Here is a 20034-nt window from a genome sequence, read left to right as displayed (position 1 = left end):
TTGAGCTCGGGGCTTGTATCAAAAACTTTAATAGTTTTGGGTGCATGGGGGCTAGAAACCGAGAATATCTGTAGATTTCTGTTGGTTCAACGCTAGATTTTCCGTAGCAATCGGGTGAAACTAAGCCAAATGCGCCACTTGTCGTATTTAAAGTGTGGGCTGCCAATGGTGCATCTTACCGCTGATATTTGAGATTTTGGATTGAATGCACTCCCAAAAGTGTCAGGAAGCGAAAATTAGGTGCTGTTTCCTGCACGATCCTAGCATTGGCGATCGCGCGATCGAACAAAAGAGCGATCGCCCGATTCTGGCTTTTTCTCTCCCCTCAAGGAGACAGCACCACACTCGCCGCCGCCGCCAAAGAAGTACCGCACCACGGACACCCCGCACTTAACTGCGCGTAAGGCGAAACCCGGCTGCACTTGGGACACTGCAAACCGTAGGTAGAAGGCTGCGCCGGCGGGGAAGAAATTTGCACCGGAGGCGCCCCAAGCAAAACTGTCAGCGGCGCGGCTAAGTGCACCTCAGTTACATTCACCTCAATTTCCACTTGGCCTAAATGGATGCGACTGTCGGATTTCAATATTGCTTCGCCCGAGGCGAGAATTTTTCCGTCTACCAGGGGCGGATTGCTGGGGCGCAAATTCCGCACTGCATACTCCTGCAATTCCTCATTAAAAAATATTTCCACGTGCAACCCCGATACACTGGAATCCGAAAATACTATATCGCACTGCGCTGGGTCGCGTCCGAGTCTCACGCTTCCCGGGTTTTTGCTTGGCTGTTCGTTTAGAATCGTCTGAGTTTGACGAACCCCAGCCTCTGTCCATGTTAAATTAAGCTGGTTTGTCATCGTTCTATAGTTTCCTGAAATATTTAATATACTCCCCGCCCTAAAAGTGCGGATATTCTTGAAACTTCATTGGGATGCGCTACAAGTAGTCTTGCGTTCCCTCGATGTCCGTTTATATAGCAATCCTAAATGATTCAGATAAATTTGTAGGGTAGTGCCTTTCTTCGCCTACCCCATATCTATCGGGCAACCGGGCGTGGTTAGAACCCTACAACAATTACACAACTGATGAGAGGCTTGCTATATATAGCGGTTCTCAAAAAAAGTGAAGTATGCCCACGGAACTCTATGCCCGGTTTGGCCTATGCCCTATGCCCATGAGTACCTCATGTTTTTGAGAAAGTCTATACGAGTTAACCAAATATTTCGTCTCACAAACAAAAAAGCCCCGAAATCGGGGCTTTTTGCGATCGGATTGGCTTTTATTGAGAGACAGACTGGTGTTTGCTTGCCTTGTCTAGCCCGCAAACTTCTTGACCCTCAAGACAGCTTTATAACTTCTTAAGAATCGCACAGTGACGATATTTCAGTCACTGTGTTAAATAGTCACAGACTCAATTAAGCTTCGCTTTTGCGGCTTTTCCGGCCGCCTTCGCGACCAATTTGAGCCATGTGTTCCCGATTTCTGCTGACAGCTTCGCCACCTTTTTGACCGGCTTCTCTGGCTTCTTCCGAAGTAAATTCGTGTGCAGTTCCTTTCGCGTGTGCAGCTTTTCCGCCTTTGCTAGCAATTGCGCGCTGTTTTTCTGCGTCCATAGATGCGAATCCACGTTTGCTTTTCTCAGCCATGACTGTCTCCTTGTTTGTTTGCTGATTTTTTAGATCGATCCCGCCTCCACCTCCCACCGTAGTTGGGACTCCCAGCCAGCGATGAGAGGTTAGACGGTAAATTATGAAACGTCATCTGACAAATGTAAACTTTGAGTTTAAGTCGCAGGATGACTGTTTGATAATTTACAAATGTGAACTAAACATAGTTCACGCCCGGGTACTGTAGTTCAAGCCGTCAATGTTTAAGCTGATTACTGTCTTTCAATCATTCTAGAAATCCCCCAACTTTTATACCTCTTTCTCAGGTATAGTCATTCTTTAGTTCGCTGGAAGGATGGAACCGAAAGCTGATTGGCGATACACTCAGAGCATTTTTCGACTTAACGGCGACACTTCTAAAATTCAAAGTCCAAAGAGGGATGCTTTTTTATCTTTTGACTTTTTATTTTTTTGATGCCTTCGGGGCCGCCCAGTTATCCCGATGTTAGTTGGTCTGCCGATCGAGTTGTTTCTGGCAAGCGATACCTCGGGGCGCAGTGCAGGACGTACTCGATCGCACTTATCAAGTTTACCTTATGACCGATCGATACATAAATCGGTTTTATCCCTGTTTGCGTCCTTAACGCTGCGCCTACCGTTGATCCCTCGTGCAGCAAAGGCTGCCAACTGCCCCGCTCGAACCCTACTTCTGAATGTTCTCCGATAAATCTAGTTTTGGCAACTCCGATCGTCGCAATTCCTGTCAAAACTCCCAAATGGCAGGCCAGGCCGAACCTGCGGGGGTGAGCTAGTCCTTGACCGTCGCACAATATCAAGTCTGGTCTCAAACTGATATTTTGTAAAGCGTCGAGGACTGCCGGCACTTCTCGAAAAGACAGGAAACCGGGAACGTAAGGAAAAGCTGTAGGACTGCGAACCACAGACTGCTGCTGTAATTGCAAGTCTGGAAAGCTCAAAACTGTTACAGCGGCCCGCGATACGCCTTCTACACTGTCGTAGCCGACATCTACGCCTGCGACGTACCGAACTGGCGACCGTAGATTTTCGGTAATTACCTCTGACCGGAGAACATCTTGAATGACGATCGCCTCTTCAATTGTCTTCGGCCAAGGGTGTTGCTGCAACATTAGATATTTTTCTTCAACCGTTCTCATCTAACTTTAGCTTATTTTCTGCCATTTTCAAATTCTAATTTTTAACATTTGTCGCTATAAATTCAAAACTTGCCCAAAGAGTCTTTTTTTATACTCGCTTTGGGTTGGGTAAGTCCCACCAATGCCCCTTCTCTAGCAGATTTTGAAGGAGGAAGGAAGAGTTGACAGTTGACAGTTGACAGTTGACAGTTGACAGTTGACAGTTGACAGAAGTCCGATGGAAGTCGGAGGAAGGAGGAAAAGCAGTTCAGTATGATAGAGATATTAATGCTGCAATAAATATTAGAAATGAAGGTTTGCGAATTCTGGCGTTAGGAACTAGCGCTTCTGCCCTTGGAGGGGATGTAAGACCAAAATCTTCAGGACGTAAAAAATCTATGAAAGTTGAGGTAATCCCCATTGAATTCGGAAGCCTACACGCTCACCGCCAGGAAGCGTGTAGGTAGTTCACAGTTAAAAAAGCAACCCAAGATGCTCAAGCCCAAATTAACCGGGCTCTCATAGCAAGCAGAAGCTCAACGGTTGCAGCGACAAACTTTAACTACCTCGCCGGGAAGTCCCCCGAAGAAGATGTACTAATCTTAGCGCGGTGGGATGAAAGGCAGAGAAATAGGCTCCACTCAAATTTCCAAATCTTCTCGATACTCTTACTGTTTTGTGTATAATGCAGTAAGGAGGTGTTAAGATGTTACACAAAGCGGTCAAAGTTAGAGTTTATCCAACACCAGAACAACAGGTGTTATTATCTCAGCACTTTGGCTGTGCTAGATGGTGGTGGAATTACGCTTTAAACAAGTCGATCGAGACTTACAAAAAACCGGAAAAAGCCTCGGTCAATCAGCACTTAATACCTTCTTACCCCCATATTAAAAAAGCAGAAGAAACTTTATGGTTATCTGAATGTTACGTTACAGCCAAGTTTTGCAAGCAACAACGCTCAATCTAACAACAGCCTATAAAAACTTTTTTGCAGGTCGTGCTAGATTCCCCCGTTACAAGTCAAAACAGGGCAAGCAGTCAATTCAGTATCCTCAGAATGTGAAAGTATTTGAGGGGCTTGTTCAATTTCCTGGCAAAGTCGGTAAAATTAAAGCTAAGCTGCATAGGAATATTGAAGGAATAATTAAGACTGTAACGGTCAGCTTAGAACCATCAGGGAAATACTTTGCATCAATATTGACCGAGGCTGAAGGTGAAAACCCAACATTTTCAACTGAGGGTAAAGTAATTGGGATTGACTTAGGATTGACTCATTTTGCGATCGCGAGTGATGGCACTAAAGTCTCTAAATACAGTAATCCTAAGCACTTAGCCAAACATGAAAAAAATCTTAAACGCAAGCAACAAAAGCTAGCAAAAAAACAGAAAGGAAGTAAATCAAGAAACAAAGCTAAAAAGACTGTAGCTAAAGTGTACGCTCGGATAGCTAAATCCCGTCAAGATTTTTTGCATAAGTTATCAAGAAAACTCGTCAACGAAAACCAAGTTGTCGTAGTAGAAAATCTTAATGTTAAAGGCATGGTACGCAACCACAATTTAGCTAAAGCAATATCTGATGCTGGATGGGGAACTTTTACTAATTTCTTAGCTTACAAGCTAGATAAAAAAGGTGGGAAGTTAATAGAAATTGACCGATGGTTCCCCAGTTCTAAACTTTGCTCTAGCTGTTATTACCAAATTGATAAGTTACCACTTGATGTTAGAGAGTGGACTTGTCCCAATTGTGGCACTCGTCACGATCGCGATGGTAATGCAGCAACAAATATTAGAGCAGAAGGTATCAGAATGCTACAAACGGATGGAACAGCCGTTTCTGAAGAGTGGAGGGGAAGTAAGACCAACGTGCATGACGTAAGTCAGTTCGCTCGGCATTGCCCCGCGATGTTAGAAGCTTGCACTATAATCGCTTCGATAAGCGTGCGGGTAGTTCACCCAAGGTTTCAATTGCGAAGGAAGGTTCGGTATCGTAGTCCAAAATTAAAGGCAAGTCAGTTCGCCTGTGTGCCATGGCAGTGAGTACCCGCACTGAATTGGTAAAGACGATCGCATTCGGCACAATCACTCGCTCTCCCTGATAAGTCATAATTTGAGTTCAACGCATCGAAATCTCTTCGACTGTACCTTCAAAGCCTTCTACAACTATCTGGTCGCCTAATTGAAACGGTTCGTGCAACAGCATCAAGATGCCTGCTAAAAAGTTTTTGAAGATATCTTGGAAGGCAAAACTAACAGCTACTGAACCCAATCCTAACAAACCGATGATGTCTCCGGGACGCAAAGCCGGGAAAGCAATGACGCAGGCGATCGAACTGCCAGCCGCCCAAGTGAGGGCAAAGGCTATCTGCACCAAGAGCGATCGCAAGGATAAACTTTTGACAGTCTGTTGAGTAGGTGCCGAGACTGCGAGGCTAACAAACTTTGCTGCCGTGTTCGTCAGCACAATAACTACCACAGCCGCTGCTATTGAAGGCATTGCCTCGATCGCTTGACCCAGCAGATTTAACAAGCTAGTTTTAATTTGTTGAATTATGGCGCCCATTGTTAAATTTGAACTAAAAATTTTTAGGTAAATATATCGATCGCTGGCTAATTTATTATTTTGCCAGACCATCGTTTATGCTATATTCAACAGACAATGATATCATAGATGTCATATATGTAATGCTGAGTTCATTCCCCGGAAAAACAGAAAGATGAATTTTGATTTGCAGCAACTGATTAAAACCTTCGGCTATTTGGGAATTTGGGCTATTGTGTTCGCGGAATCCGGATTGCTGTTCGGTTTTTTTCTGCCGGGAGACAGCTTGCTATTTGCTGCGGGCATTGTGGCGTCGGGGCCAAACTCTATGAATATTTGGACGCTAATTTTTGGGTGTTTTGTCTGCGCGGTGGCTGGCGATAATGTTGGCTATGCAAGCGGACACCGTTGGGGCCGTCGCTTATTTAACAAGGAAGATTCGTGGCTTTTTAAGAAAGAATATTTAGAAAAAACTGAAAACTTCTACGAAAAACACGGCCACAAAGCAGTTGTACTGGCCAGATTTATGCCAATTGTCCGCACTTTTGCACCGATAGTGGCGGGAGTGGCGGCAATGAAATACAAAACTTTTATGTTTTACAACCTGATCGGCGGGTTTGTGTGGACGGTGGGGTTGACCCTACTCGGTTATTATTTGGGAAAGATGATTCCTCCGGACAAAGTTGATGAGTATTTACTGCCGATTGTTGGTGTGATAATTGTACTTTCTTTTGTGCCTTCGATTATTCATATCATTCAAGAACGCCGCGCTAATAAGTAGAAGGAAGTTCGGCAACGGATTCTGTAACGGATGTAATGGATGTAACAATACTTCGGACAGTTTTTCAACGACTCTGTAAGCGTTACAGCGTAAGCCCTGGCATTTTTAATGTTTTTTTGAAACGAGCGGGCTAGACTCAAACATTGAAAAAATACTCATCCCTATAGCCATCAAGGGTTTGAGATACTCGATTAGATCTAAAAATGTCCGAAGTATTGATGTAACGAATGTAAGAGAAATGGAAGAGAAATGGAAGTCGGAAGGAGGAAGAAGGAAGAATGCTTACACATCAAGCTTTTTCGGGATCGGTATTTTAGGTTGAGTTAGGCGGATTGACTTGACAAAAAAGAGTTAGTCCCCCTAGGATAAGGTTTGAGATGAAATTTGAATATTTCAGATAGCTGTGTGGAGTCAATGTAAAATTTCAAATGTAAAATCGACTGACTCTGGCTGTGTTAGTTACTGCTCGGTGCTGATATCGCAAATTGGTCGATCGCTCACAATCAAAATTTAAGATAAGCACCGCCGATTGTGATGGACTAAAATCACAGATTAAATCACAACACTTGATCGTCGATGGGTTTATAAAAAACATTCGGCAAGCGGAAAAAGAGCGTGTCTTTAGACCGCTCGATGCAAGCGAGACGGGCGGTTTTAACCGCCGTGAATCTTTCTTAATTCTTAATATTTTTAGCAGTGTAAAAAGGGATATTACCGTTATAATCTAGATTGGGATGGATACACAGGTGCAAACCTAGGAAGCAAATGCCTACCATATATTAAAGGTACGCGGGGACTCCACGGAACCAAGGGCTAAGTCCCTTAAACGCTTGAGGAGCTTGTTGAAAGACAAGGATAGCAGCCCACCATTTTTTGGCAAGAGGATTGCGCCCAGGAACCCTAGCAATAGGGATATTAAGAACGAAATTTCTTAAGAATCTCAGTGTCTTTAGACCTGAGAGTGTCAACTGCTAAAACTAACAAAGTTTGATGATTTCTGGGAAATAACATAAATGGTAGCTACATCCGTCAAAATTAAACACGAAGTCAAAGACTTATCCCTCGCCCCGTTGGGCAAGCAACGTATCGAGTGGGCAGGCCGCGAAATGCCGGTATTGCGTCAAATTCAAGAACGCTTCGCTAAAGAAAAGCCCTTCGCAGGCATCCGTATTTCAGCTTGCTGCCACGTTACAACAGAAACAGCTCATTTGGCGATCGCCCTGAAAATGGGCGGCGCAGACGCTGTACTCATCGCTAGCAACCCCTTGAGCACCCAAGATGACGTAGCAGCTTGCCTAGTTGAAGACTACGGCATTTCCGTCTTCGCCCTCAGAGGAGAAGACGCGGCTACCTACGAACGTCACGTTAACACAGCCCTCGACCACCGTCCCAACATTATCATCGACGACGGTAGCGACGTGGTAGCTGCTCTGATCCAGCACCGCCCCAACCAAATTTCCGACTTGATCGGCACCACCGAAGAAACCACCACAGGCATCGTGCGCCTGCGCGCTATGTTGAAAGATGGCGTGCTGACTTTCCCGGCGATGAACGTCAACGACGCAGATACGAAGCACTTCTTTGACAACCGCTACGGTACAGGTCAATCTACTCTAGACGGCATTATCCGCGCTACCAATATCTTGTTAGCTGGTAAAAATATTGTGGTTGCAGGTTACGGCTGGTGCGGCAAAGGCACGGCACTGCGCGCCCGCGGTATGGGCGCCAACGTAATTGTTACCGAAATCGATCCGATTCGGGCGATCGAAGCAGTGATGGATGGTTTCCGCGTGATGCCAATGGACGAAGCCGCCGCCGTCGGAGACATTTTCATCACCGTCACCGGCAACAAACACGTCATTCGTGCCGAACATTTCGACACCATGAAAGACGGCGCCATGGTTTGTAATTCCGGTCACTTCGACATTGAAATTGACCTCAAATCCCTCGGTGCAAAAAGCACTGGTGTGAAGACAGTTCGCTCTTTCACCCAAGAATACCGCCTCAATAATGGCAAGTCGATTATTGTGTTGGGCGAAGGCCGTTTGATCAACTTGGCAGCCGCCGAAGGACACCCCAGCGCCGTGATGGATATGAGCTTTGCTAACCAAGCCTTAGCAGCAGAACATCTTGTCACCAACAAAGGCAAACTAGAGCCGGGTATTCATTCAATCCCAGTGGAAGTTGACAGAGAAATTGCCCGTCTAAAATTGGAAGCAATGGGTATTTTCATTGATACCTTGACTCCCGAGCAAATTGAGTACACCAACTCTTGGACTTCGGGAACTTAATCATTGTATTGATTTCTCGTTGCTCGTTCCCAGGCTCTGCCTGGAAATGAATACAAGGAGGCTCTGGCTCTCTTATTTGCAGTTGCTCTTTCTTGTTGGTATCGAAGTCTAGATCCCCCCTAACCCCCCTTAAAAAGGGGGGAACCGGAATCCGATCAAAGTCCCCCTTTTTAATGGGGATCTAGACTGTGGTAAAAACGAGATTTATCAAAAATTTCAGTCTTAAGTTGTCACTCCTTGGGCACAGCCTAGGAACGATCGAGCTACTGACTGATGACTACTGACCAATGACTAATGACTGATGCCTAATGACTACTGACTTCTTCTTACCAAATTATTAAATCAAAATGGTTGAATGGATAACTAACACAATGCAGTCGATGGGCTATCTAGGCATTGGACTGCTGATGTTTTTGGAAAACCTGTTCCCGCCCATACCCTCAGAATTGATCATGCCGCTGGCAGGATTCACCGCATCCAAGGGTGATATGGATTTAACGCTGGCGATCGCAGCAGGGACAATCGGCACCATTCTAGGGGCACTTCCCTGGTACTATGCGGGTAAATTATTGAGCGAAGAACGCTTGAGGAATTTAGCCGACAAATACGGCAAGTGGATTACAGTATCCGGCGCCGATATTGACAAAGCAAATAGATGGTTTAACAGACACGGCAACAAAGCCGTATTTTTGTGTCGCCTCGTACCGGGAGTTCGCACCCTGATTTCCCTGCCCGCTGGCATCAACAATATGGCTTTAATCCCGTTTTTAGTCTACTCAACAATCGGCACAATTTTGTGGGTGAGTTTCCTAACTTTTGCCGGATACAAATTAGGTGAAAATTATGCGCTTGTAGATGATTACCTAGCTCCAGTTTCCAAAATAGTTGCTGTGACTCTTGTCATCGGCTTTATTTTGTGGGTTGTGAAAAAGAATATGCAGAAGGAAAAATATCGCAAGTAAATTCAAGAAGAAGGAAGAAGGAAGAAGGAAGAAGGAAGAAGGAAGGAGGAAGGAGGAAGGAAAGAAGAAGCAAGGAGGAAGGAGGAAGGAAAGAAGAAGCAAGGAGGAAGGAGGAAGGAAAGAAGAAGCAATAAAATCTTAGATTTCAGAAATTAAGAACTTCCTAATAGTCTTGGCGGTTGCCATATCCTCAAAATAATCTGCGTTCATCTGCGGTTCAAAAGCAATCGCCATTTTGACTCGCTTCAACAATGTCTCAACATTAGCGACAAAACATAAACAGAAGACCATATTTGAGACGAACTTCTGCTATTTTTACTACTTTTTTGAATTTATTTTTAAATTGGCGATCGCCAGATTAGCACAGTGACACGCAGCCGATCGCTTCTTCCTTCTTCCTTCTTCCTTCTTCCTTCTTCCTTCTGGTATAATCGTGGCAAAATAGGGAACATTGCTATCCGCACTGTTAAGATATGTACGAAAAAATTGTAGCCCCGACAACTGGTTCTAAAATTACTTTCAAAGACGGTTCGCCGATCGTCCCCAACGACCCAATTATCCCCTTCATACGCGGTGACGGTACGGGCGTAGACCTCTGGCCAGCATCCCAGAAAGTCATGGATACTGCCGTAGAAAAGGCTTACGGCGGCCAGCGGAAAATTAACTGGTTCAAGATTTACGTAGGCGACGAAGCCTGCGATGTCTACGGTACCTACCAGTATTTGCCCCAAGATTCCCTAGACGCCATCAAAGAATACGGCGTCGCCATCAAAGGCCCGCTGACAACCCCAGTAGGTGGCGGAATTCGATCGCTCAACGTAGCCTTGCGCCAAATATTTGACCTCTACGCCTGCGTGCGGCCGTGCAAATATTATGATGGAACCCCATCGCTGCACAAAACTCCCGAACTGCTAGATGTAATTATTTACCGGGAAAATACAGAAGATATTTACCTCGGAATTGAATGGAAACAAGGCAGCGAAATCGGTAACAAACTCATTGAATACCTTAACAATGAGTTAATTCCTGCAACGCCAGAACACGGCAAAAAACAAATACGCCTCGATTCTGCGATCGGCATTAAACCAATTAGCAAAAGCGGTTCTCAGCGTTTAGTGCGGCGGGCAATTACCCACGCTTTGCGGTTGCCAAAAGACAAGCAGCAAGTAACCTTGGTGCACAAAGGCAACATCATGAAATACACCGAAGGAGGTTTCCGAGATTGGGGTTACGAGTTGGCAACCACCGAATTTCGCGCTGATTGCGTGACAGAAAGAGAATCTTGGATTCTCGGTAACAAAGAACACAATTCCGAGATTAGCTTAGAAGACAATGCCCGCCAAATAGATCCGGGCTACGACGCTTTGACACCCGAAAAACAATCCGTAATTTGTAAAGAAGTTGCCGATGTTTTGTCCGCAATTTGGGAAAGTCACGGTAGCGGAAAGTGGAAAGAAAAAATCATGGTCAATGACCGGATTGCTGACAGTATTTTCCAACAAATTCAAACTCGACCAGCCGAATATTCAATTTTGGCAACGATGAATTTAAACGGCGATTATTTGTCAGATGCAGCCGCAGCAATTGTCGGCGGATTGGGCATGGGCCCCGGTGCGAATATTGGTGATGAATGTGCTGTTTTTGAGGCGACTCACGGCACTGCACCTAAGCACGCCGGTCTCGATCGAGTTAATCCCGGTTCCCTGATTTTGTCGGGGGTGATGATGTTAGAATATATGGGATGGCAGGAAGCGGCAGATTTGATTAAGAAGGGTTTGGGCGCTGCAATTTCTAACGGTGAAGTTACCTACGATTTGGCAAGGTTGATGGAGCCTCCGGTGCCGGAACTCAAGTGTTCTGAGTTTGCTGAGGCGATTATTAAGCACTTTGCTGATTAGGTTTGAGAGATTTTTTGACCGCCGATGAACGATGATAAACGCTGATAATATTGGTGATATCTTTCCTTATCTGCGGTTGAAAAAATTAAGTTCTGGACGCAACTCTAATATTAAAAAAAGGTACGTTGTTGCGCTTCAGCGCTCTTGCAGATATAGAAAAAGAGCGCTGAAGCGCAACAACGTACCTAAGAATTAACACCATATTATGGCAGTTGTGTCTAGGACAAAAAATGCTATTTTTGTATAGCTGGAACAGCCATACCGCGCTCAACGGCGGGACGCTTCTGCAATGTTTCTACCCAACGTTTGAGGTGGGGATGGTTGTCGAGGGTTAATCCTTGAAATTCGTAAATAGCCACCCACGGATAAGTCGCGATATCGGCGATGGAATATTCGCCGCAAATGTATTCGTATTTTGCTAGTTGAGAATCTAATACTCCGTAAAGGCGCAAGGTTTCTTTTTCGTAGCGTTGAATTGCATAGGGAATTTGTTCGGGTGCGAAACGTCTGAAGTGGTTTAGTTGTCCGAACATTGGCCCGACGCTGGCCATTTGAAACATCAGCCACTCCATGACTTGAAAGTATTTGTGTTTGTCGGTGGGCAGAAATTGGCCTGCTTTTTCGGCTAGATAGATCAGGATGGCGCCTGACTCGAAGACTGTAATGCCGTTATCGCGATCGACTATAGCGGGTATTTTGCTGTTGGGGTTGATGGCGATGAATTCTGGGCTAAATTGGTCGTTTTTGCTGATGTCTATGACGTGCACGTTGTAGGGTAAACCTATTTCTTCGAGCATGATCGAGACTTTGCGGCCGTTCGGTGTGGTAAAAGTGTAGAGATCGATCATAGTTGATAGTTAAGAGTTGATAGTTGACCTATGGTAGGGGCGGTGCCCCCGTGCCCGCCCTCTTATTTGACAATTCACAGTTAACAGTTGACAGTTTAGGACAAAGTTTTTAAGACGGGAATTTATACCCTGTTCTAAAAACTTGGGGAATCCTGCGATGCCCGGATGGGAAACCCTATTTTTTGGTATGATTATATTATAGTGATTTAAGGTGTATTATTAATAATAATGAATATTATTGAAATTCTCAAAGACGATTATCAAAGATTCCCCGAAAATCAGACTTACAACATTTACGCAAAAGATGTTTATTTTGAAGACCCAGTGAATCGATTTACTGGAGTCGATCGCTACCGAAAAATGATCGGGTTTATGGGGACTTTTTTTCAACAGATTAAACTCGACTTGCACGAGATTTCTCAGTCGGGAGATACTATAGACAGTCGCTGGACTCTGAGTTGGATGGCGCCGTTACCTTGGAAACCGAAAATGGCGATCGCCGGTAGGAGCGAACTGAAGGTTAACAGTGACGGTTTAATCGTTTCCCACATCGATTACTGGAACTGTTCGCGGTTAGATGTGCTGAAACAACTAATATTTGCGATCGACAAATAACCGCTTTTAATTAGCCTGTAGGGTGTGCACTGCGAGCGGGTTGAGCTTGTAGGGCGCTTTTTTGGAGGACTGAAGTCCTCACTACAAACTTTCTGCCTCTGATCGGGGGTTTTTAACGGATATTCGAGGTTTGAACTAAGTTTTTTGGTTGAAAACCGCGTTTTGGGCGATCGGGCTATTGACGTTAGCAGACATTTATGTTACAAATATACTACACAGTGGATCGAGTTAAATATATTTAAACAAAAATGCCCTACGAAAAATTAGAAATATCCACCCCAAAACCAGTATTATCCTGGGCAAATCACGCCCTGGGCGACAAAGAGACCAAGATGGCAACCAATGTAGCATCTTTGCCCTTTGTATTCAAACACGTCGCATTAATGCCCGACGTACATTTAGGAAAAGGAGCTTTAGTCGGTTCAGTAATTGCCACAAAAGAAGCAATTATTCCTGCTGCTGTGGGGGTGGATATTGGTTGCGGGATGATGGCAGTAAAAATGCCATTCAACGCCAACAAATTAGAAGGAAAACTCAAACAAATTCGCCTCGATATCGAAGCAGCAATTCCCGTCGGATTTGCAGAAAACAAAGAAGTCGAAAAATCTGTCACCAACTGGCAAAGATGGGGCGATTTCAAGGAACTGCATCAAGGAGTGCAGCGCCAAGATAATAAAGCTTTAAAACAGTTAGGTTCCCTCGGCGGTGGCAATCATTTTATTGAGGTTTGCGTTGATACGGAAAACTCGGTTTGGCTGATGCTGCACTCTGGTTCGCGCGGTATCGGCAATCTGCTAGCCCAACACCATATCGACACTGCTAAAGATTTAGCTAAACTGGCAGAAATTAGTTTAGCTGACAAAGATTTAGCTTATTTTGTAGCGGGTACCCCGGAGTTTGCTGCTTATTGGCACGATTTGCAGTGGGCGCAGGATTATGCGAGTTTTAATCGCGATATCATGATGAATCGGTTTAAGAAAATTGTGGAAAAGCATCTCGCTGGAGGCAAAGTTACTAAGCCACTTTTACAGGTGAATTGCCACCATAATTATGCGGAAAAAGAGGTGCATTTTGGGGAAGATGTGTATGTGACTCGCAAGGGTGCTGTGCGCGCGCAAGTTGACGATTTGGGGATTATTCCAGGTTCGATGGGGACAAAATCTTTCATTGTTAAGGGCAAAGGTAATGTAGAAAGTTACTGTTCTTGTTCTCATGGTGCGGGGCGATTGATGTCTCGAACTAAAGCGAAGAATGTATTTACTCTTGATGATTTTGTGCGGCAAACTGATGGGGTTGAGTGTCGGAAAAATGAGGAATTTTTAGATGAAATTCCGGGGGCTTATAAGCCGATTGAGGAGGTGATGAGTCAGCAGTCGGATTTGGTGGAAGTGGTGGCGACTCTGAAGCAGGTGGTTTGCGTCAAGGGGTGATGGGGGAAGTGGGGAGAGATTTTTAGCCTATTTTAGGGTTGAAGTTTTGCGATCGTCTCCTCTTTCTTCCATGCTACAATATTGCTCAACTGCAACAATTTAAATATTTTTAGCAATTTGAACAAAAAGAATTAACTTATGAAAATTATTTCACTCCAATTAAAAAATCATTTTTTGGGTTGGGATTTTGATGAAATTAAATTTTCATCCAATTTAACTCTTTTAGTTGGCATATCAGGTGCAGGCAAAACCCAAATTTTGCGTGGAATTATCGATTTAAAACGTATAGCCAATGGAAAAGCTATCAATGGATTGGAATGGAAAATCATATTTTCTACTGTAAACGGCACTGAATTTATTTGGGAAGGTGGTTTTGATACTGTTGAAACCAATGAACTAAATTTTGACGACCCTGAAAAAGAAAACCCAGATGAAAATGAAAAACCATCATTTATTTATGAAAAACTGATTTCAAAAAATGAGGTATTATTTGAGCGGAATAAAGAGGATATAAGATTTAAAAATAGCCAAATACCAAAGCTTTCTTCACATCAATCAATGATATATTTATTGAAAGAAGAAACTGTTATAAAAGAAGCCTTTGATGCTCTAAATAAAATAGAATATCGCGACCATACAATCAACGGTCTCCGTCTTAGAAGCTCAAAGCAATCTTTGCACTCGATTAAAAACAAATATCAAGCCTTAGAGAGCATAGTAAATAGCGATGAGGATATTAGAACTAAGCTATATCTAATTTATGAAAATAAGTTAGATATTTTTGAAGCAATTAAGTCAAGATTCATTGATGTTTTTCAACAAATCGAAGATGTCAGAGTTGAGCCTTTTAAAACAGACGACTTCCCCAAAGGATTTGCTGATATATTTGTCCCTGTTATTTCTATCAAAGAGAAATCTGTGCCTAAATGGATTAGGGAAGATAGGATGTCTTCGGGTATGTTACGTACAATTATTCATCTGGGCGAAATTTTCCTGTCAAATGAAGGTTCGGTAATATTGATTGATGAATTTGAGAATAGTTTAGGAATTAATTGTATTGATATCTTAACTGATGACCTGATTCATGAAAATAAAACCTTGCAATTTATTGCCACAAGTCATCACCCTTATATTATAAATAATATTCCCTATGAATATTGGAAAATTGTTACCCGACAAGGCGGACACATTAGAACCTGTAATGCCTCGGATTATCATCTAGGTAAATCTAAACAAGACGCATTTATTCAGTTAAACAAAATTCTCGAAAAACAATCGTAGTATGAATTTGTATTTTGTATTTGAAGGAAAGACAGAACCGATTGTTTATAAAAAGTGGTTATCTGTGCTGCTTCCAGAGTTGACGGAAGTGGATAGTTTTGATGCGGTAATTCAGAATAATTATTATTACGAAAGTGATATGGGCGTTCCCAGTTGCTATAGAGTTACTGCTAATGCTATCCAAGAAATAAACCTATTTCCTCAATATAATTACTTGGTTTTATTCACAGACGCAGATCGTTTTACAGTTTCGGAGAAACAAGCGGAAGCTGATGAGCAAATTAAGTCGGAATTAAAAGATAAACCTTTTCAATCTCTACCCGTAAATTGTCAACTTGAAGTTATTGTGCAGAAAGTTTGTCTGGAAACTTGGTTTTTAGGAAATCGAAAATTTTTTGTGAGAAATCCACAACATAATCAAATTTTGAAGCAATATATTAAATATTTTGATGTCAGTCAAGATAATCCTGAAGATTTAGCGAGTGAATTTGTTCAAAATGGGGAAAATACAAAGGATATTTTTGGATATAAAACAAAAGCTCTGTTTCATGAAGGTTATCTTAGAGAAATTTTCAAAGAACGTAGTTTGGCTTCAAAAACGCATTTTTCTTATAGTAAACCTAGACCAAGAGAAGTGCAAGAAGAATATTATCTTAAACAACTGATGGCAAGAGTTGAGGGAAATTCCGATCATTTACTGAATTTTCAATATTTTATAAATTTTTGTTTAAAAATCAAGGGAAAATTAAATAAATAATACACTATCTATTTATGTTTTAGCCGTTTTAATGTGAGTATTTAATTATTATAGTGGGCTTTTATCCACTTAAGTATTGCCCCAACTAAGTTCGGTTGACTGGGTGAGAAAGTTTGCAGCGGAATATCCCCTTGTTCGCATAATATGCAAATCGCGCGATCGAATTTGCTTAAAGCTTTCAGAAATGGCTCGCTAAATCCCGTGGGTGTGGCTGAGAGTGCTGTGGAATCGTAGTAGATGAAAAACAGGGGAATATCGCTTTCTATCCTTAATTCATCCCAGTAATCTTGTAGTTCTGCCATTGTTTTTGGTTTGCCATCTTCACTTTTGTCACAACCTTGTAAGCGCATTTCATTGTAAATTTTTGTAGCGGGATTTTCGGGATTACCGAATTTGTCACTATCAATGCAAATTAGCTTTACTTTGTTGCATAAATCGGGTCGATCTTTAATAGCTTCGGCAAGGAGTTGGGGTAAGTTGGCTAAGTTGAGATTTGCTGTTGCGGAGTTGATAGGGGTGTCTTGGTGCCAAGCTTGATAGAAGTCGGGATAGGGTATATTTTGGGCATAGTGCCATAGAATCGTATAGTAGTAGCTGTATTCCCTAGAACCTTTCTCAAGGGAATTTATTAAATTTTTTAAACTTGTTATAAGCCTTTTTATATTTTCTATTGAAATGAAAGTTACAAGTTTTTTAGTAATTTCCTGGATTTTCGCTTTGCATAGAGGAAACTCAGTATCTGACAGGATTAATGTTTGAGACTGAGGGCAAAGTAAATCAATAATAACAGATGTCAATTTGAAGTGCTTTCTTCCAACTGTTAATAATTTACTAAGGGCATCAATATAAATTTCATATTTTTCTCGTGTATTATTAAGCTTGGATGTAACTATATATATTGGTGAATCAGGAAATAGTTTTGCCAAGCTATCAATATTTCCCAATTTTGATTCATGTATATATAAGCGTGTGCACGTACCAGAAAAACAGTTACTTTCTTGTGTTGTATTGAACCATTGTATATATTCGATTCTTTCGCTTTCAGAGGTTTCACAAGTATTTAGAATACCAACTAATACTTCTGCAATCTCTTGCTTATCTTTGTTCGATCGTCCTAACATAACTTCTTTTTGTTCGGAACTTAAATGCTGACTTAAAAGATCTTCATACCTTTCTTGATGTGCAAGAAATTCCTGTTCTGGATCAAAATCAAAAGGAGGTGGTCCTAATTGCTTTAATATAGAGATAGCATCGGAATCACTGGGATTAATTTCCTTTAAATTTTCAGCAGCAGACAAAGCAATAATTAGTGAATTATGTTGGAGCAAATTCTTTAAAATATAAGTTGCATCCAATTTATCAGAATTTACTTTTTTCAAAACATCCGTAATTTGAAGGATAATGTGTTCATTATGGCAAACCTCTAATAGATTGATAATGGCATTAATAGCAGTTAAGTTACTAGCATCAAGCTCAATTAAAGAATTAGCCAATTCCCAACGCAACTCTTCAGTTATAAGGCGAGACAGTCTTTCAGTCAGTGCGGTAATAATAGCCTCATTATTGTAACCAATTATACTTAAAATTTGAGCTGCATACTTAATGCCAAAGCTTATATTACTGTTACTTACAATCGAAATTAATGCAATAATGGCTAATCTTCTGTCAGTCTCCAGTAATGCTTCTTTGGATGATTCTGCTAGAGAATCTTCTATAAAGTTATCAAAGTCATAACACGCTACTTTAGCTACAGCCGTTACAATTTCAGCAGCATCACTATGATCTATAAACTCTGCTACTCCCACTGCTACGAGAAGGTATGACCTGGCGCGGTAGCATCTTTGACAATCATCTTGGAAGTTCTGCAGTGCGTCAATAAACTCATTCCTTTGTGCTGGTGAAGCATCTTCATCTTTACGCCCCAACCAAAGCAAAATTACCTCTTTCCACTGCGGCTCAAAAATGCGGTATGGCTTGCCATAGACAGGACGATTAATATGATTGCGAGGCAAGAAAAAATCCCAATAATCAACTTTTTCATCAACAGCTAAAGCCGCGAAATATTCCTGAAATGTGGGATGAAAGAAAGCGTAAACAGCCTTTTTCGTGCGGGTATCCCTGTCAACTAAAACCAACCATCCCAACTCACCAGCTAAATTAAACCACTGTTCCTCCATCTGTTCAATGGCAAATTCTTCCTCAATCCGAAACCGATTGGTGCTTTCCATTGCCGCTAAAGCCAACTTTGCCAAAGCTTGTTGAATCTGTTTTTTTTCCGTCTGTTTTAATACTCGCTGATGCTTATTCTGAAATTCCTCTTGTTTCCACTCAAAAAAATAAGTCGTAAACTGCTCGTAAAGTGCCGCCTTCGTTTCGGGCAAATCCTGTTCGGGTACGCACCAAGACTGACACAACATCGACAAGCGCAGAGGATTTCTTACCATTCTCCTAATGTTATTTTTTCCCGGTTCTTTTAATTCTTGCTGCAAGCGTTTCCCCTGTTCAAGCCAATAGGTTTCATTTCCCGAATTGCGCCGTTTCTCATCCTGACTCGCTTGCTCAAACCACTGGCAAATAAATTTATTAACATCATCCGGTTCAAATTCCAATGTTTTATAAGTATCAAAATCCGTCAGGGTATTGCTAATCGCCGCATCCCAAACATTCAAACGGCAAGTTAGCACCACCCGCGCCTTACCCACCCAGTCAGTCAGTTGATCCCGAATTTTCGCCAATGCCAACACAGGCGATTCCGCCGCCATTTCATCCACCCCATCCAACAGCAACCACACCTTACCTTGACGGAACAGTTGTTTAAGAGATTCTATAATTTCTGGAGTGACACTCTGGGGAACAGGTTCTATATGTTCCAGTGCTTTTTCTAGCCAATTATTGACTAAATAATCTTTTATTGTGCTTCCCTGTAAATCCGCCAGCCGAATACAAATCGGAAAATCCGGGGAATTTTTCGGCAACTGTTCCGCCAGTTTTCCTAACAGCGTAGTTTTCCCCGCACCCGGTTCGCCAATAATCGCGATGTGTTTGGCTTTGTCGGTGTGATTTTCGGCAATAACTTTCTGGAAAAAAGCATCATCTTTATAAGTTTCGACGATTTGCAGTTCTGGTTCTTTCTGCGATCGCGAATCTTCCCCAGTGATATTTTGTCTGGGGTTAGGTGTTTTGGGACGTTCCATTAATCCCAAGGGAACGTAAATATTTAATTCATATTGTTGTGTTGTTGCTTGGCGGCGGAGTTGTTGTGTTGCTACAACTTTGTCGCAGATATCGCGCCAGTCAAACTCATCCGATTTCTGGTAATTCAATACTAAAGTTTTAGATTTTTCTGGTCTGCTATCTTCCCATGCCTTATCAAACTGCTTGAGGTTCTTTTCCCGGTCTTTTGACCACAGCGTCAGCGTGAAATGCCAGTCATCAGAACCTTGTGTTTTGGTTCGGTTGTCTTTTAGAATCTTCAAAAAGTTTTCCAGCAGCTTGAGTGCTTCACGAATTTGCTCTTTCTTTAACTTGCCAGGATATTTGTCTTTCGCTATCAGTTGTTCCAAGGCTACCAGCGTTGTTTTGAAAATTACCTTGGGTTTGGTAACGTCTTCCGTCTCCGGCTTGAACTCAATGTCAAACTTGCCCTCAAATTCATAATTGACGAAATCAAGCAACGCCTCTAACAGGCGCTTCACTCGCTTTTTTACTGTATCCCCGTAAGTATTTCGCGGCATAAAATTCCAAAAAATTACCACAAAGTTTGGGGCTACCCCAAATTACCTCTACCACCCCAAACCCCTACTATCCAGATTTTACAAGACTTTTCGCTGCGATCGCTATGACTTGATTAAGTTTACAACCCCAAAGAGAACCTG

The 20034-nt window shown here is 42.5% G+C and carries 15 protein-coding genes and 1 pseudogene; 10 read left to right on the top strand and 6 right to left on the bottom strand.

From position 1 onward, the window contains the following. Window positions 1-325 precede the first annotated feature (325 nt). From QZW82_RS16030 to nfi, 3 genes are all read right to left on the bottom strand, one after another. Window positions 326-853 carry an FHA domain-containing protein gene (locus QZW82_RS16030; protein WP_293149798.1) on the bottom strand — a complete coding sequence of 176 codons (528 nt, stop codon included), beginning with the start codon at window positions 851-853 and terminating at the stop codon, window positions 326-328. Between the two features lie 558 nt (window positions 854-1411). Next, window positions 1412-1642 (bottom strand): KGG domain-containing protein, encoded by a 231-nt coding sequence (locus QZW82_RS16025; protein WP_293149797.1) that lies wholly within the window; start codon window positions 1640-1642, stop codon window positions 1412-1414. 455 nt (window positions 1643-2097) lie between these two features. Then, window positions 2098-2751: a deoxyribonuclease V gene (nfi, locus tag QZW82_RS16020; RefSeq protein WP_293149793.1), complete on the bottom strand. Its 654-nt coding sequence runs from the start codon at window positions 2749-2751 to the stop codon at window positions 2098-2100. 712 nt (window positions 2752-3463) lie between these two features. Here nfi and QZW82_RS16010 point away from each other — a divergent pair. Continuing rightward, window positions 3464-4794: pseudogene (locus tag QZW82_RS16010) on the top strand (RNA-guided endonuclease TnpB family protein). Window positions 4795-4870: 76 nt separating this feature from the next. Here the strand turns inward: QZW82_RS16010 and QZW82_RS16005 are convergent. Continuing rightward, entirely contained in the window at window positions 4871-5389 is a 519-nt protein-coding gene (locus QZW82_RS16005; RefSeq protein WP_293149791.1) for a mechanosensitive ion channel domain-containing protein, read from the bottom strand. Between the two features lie 82 nt (window positions 5390-5471). Between QZW82_RS16005 and QZW82_RS16000 the strand changes: the two genes are divergently transcribed. From QZW82_RS16000 to QZW82_RS15980, 5 genes are all read left to right on the top strand, one after another. Next, entirely contained in the window at window positions 5472-6077 is a 606-nt protein-coding gene (locus QZW82_RS16000) for a VTT domain-containing protein (protein WP_293149789.1), read from the top strand. A 1013-nt stretch (window positions 6078-7090) separates the two neighbouring features. Continuing rightward, entirely contained in the window at window positions 7091-8368 is a 1278-nt protein-coding gene (gene ahcY, locus QZW82_RS15995) for an adenosylhomocysteinase (RefSeq protein WP_293149787.1), read from the top strand. Between the two features lie 347 nt (window positions 8369-8715). After that, window positions 8716-9330 (top strand): DedA family protein, encoded by a 615-nt coding sequence (locus QZW82_RS15990; protein WP_293149785.1) that lies wholly within the window; start codon window positions 8716-8718, stop codon window positions 9328-9330. Continuing rightward, window positions 9285-9464 (top strand): hypothetical protein, encoded by a 180-nt coding sequence (locus QZW82_RS15985; RefSeq protein ID WP_293149783.1) that lies wholly within the window; start codon window positions 9285-9287, stop codon window positions 9462-9464. Before QZW82_RS15990 ends, QZW82_RS15985 begins: the two co-directional genes overlap by 46 nt. A gap of 339 nt (window positions 9465-9803) precedes the next feature. Further along, window positions 9804-11228 carry an NADP-dependent isocitrate dehydrogenase gene (locus QZW82_RS15980; protein WP_293149781.1) on the top strand — a complete coding sequence of 475 codons (1425 nt, stop codon included), beginning with the start codon at window positions 9804-9806 and terminating at the stop codon, window positions 11226-11228. A gap of 233 nt (window positions 11229-11461) precedes the next feature. Here QZW82_RS15980 and QZW82_RS15975 read toward each other — a convergent pair whose 3' ends face one another. Further along, entirely contained in the window at window positions 11462-12076 is a 615-nt protein-coding gene (locus tag QZW82_RS15975; protein ID WP_293149779.1) for a glutathione S-transferase N-terminal domain-containing protein, read from the bottom strand. Between the two features lie 228 nt (window positions 12077-12304). Between QZW82_RS15975 and QZW82_RS15970 the strand changes: the two genes are divergently transcribed. The 4 genes from QZW82_RS15970 (at window position 12305) to QZW82_RS15955 (ending at window position 16159) form a co-directional block, all read left to right on the top strand. Then, complete coding sequence (locus QZW82_RS15970; RefSeq protein WP_293149777.1) at window positions 12305-12691, top strand: DUF2358 domain-containing protein; 387 nt, start codon at window positions 12305-12307, stop codon at window positions 12689-12691. A 248-nt stretch (window positions 12692-12939) separates the two neighbouring features. Beyond that, window positions 12940-14121 carry an RtcB family protein gene (locus QZW82_RS15965; protein WP_293149775.1) on the top strand — a complete coding sequence of 394 codons (1182 nt, stop codon included), beginning with the start codon at window positions 12940-12942 and terminating at the stop codon, window positions 14119-14121. 138 nt (window positions 14122-14259) lie between these two features. After that, window positions 14260-15402 (top strand): AAA family ATPase, encoded by a 1143-nt coding sequence (locus QZW82_RS15960; protein WP_293149773.1) that lies wholly within the window; start codon window positions 14260-14262, stop codon window positions 15400-15402. A gap of 1 nt (window position 15403) precedes the next feature. Next, complete coding sequence (locus tag QZW82_RS15955) at window positions 15404-16159, top strand: hypothetical protein (protein ID WP_293149771.1); 756 nt, start codon at window positions 15404-15406, stop codon at window positions 16157-16159. Between the two features lie 41 nt (window positions 16160-16200). Here QZW82_RS15955 and QZW82_RS15950 read toward each other — a convergent pair whose 3' ends face one another. Continuing rightward, window positions 16201-19893, bottom strand: a complete 3693-nt coding sequence (locus QZW82_RS15950; RefSeq protein WP_293149769.1) for an NACHT domain-containing protein — start codon at window positions 19891-19893, stop codon at window positions 16201-16203. Between the last annotated feature and the right edge of the window lie 141 nt (window positions 19894-20034).

The sequence above is a fragment of the Microcoleus sp. bin48.metabat.b7b8b9.023 genome, from assembly GCF_013299185.1.
GTDB lineage: Bacteria > Cyanobacteriota > Cyanobacteriia > Cyanobacteriales > Microcoleaceae > Microcoleus.
Note: the sequence above shows the minus strand (reverse complement) of the source record. Positions and strands in the feature narration are given on the sequence as shown.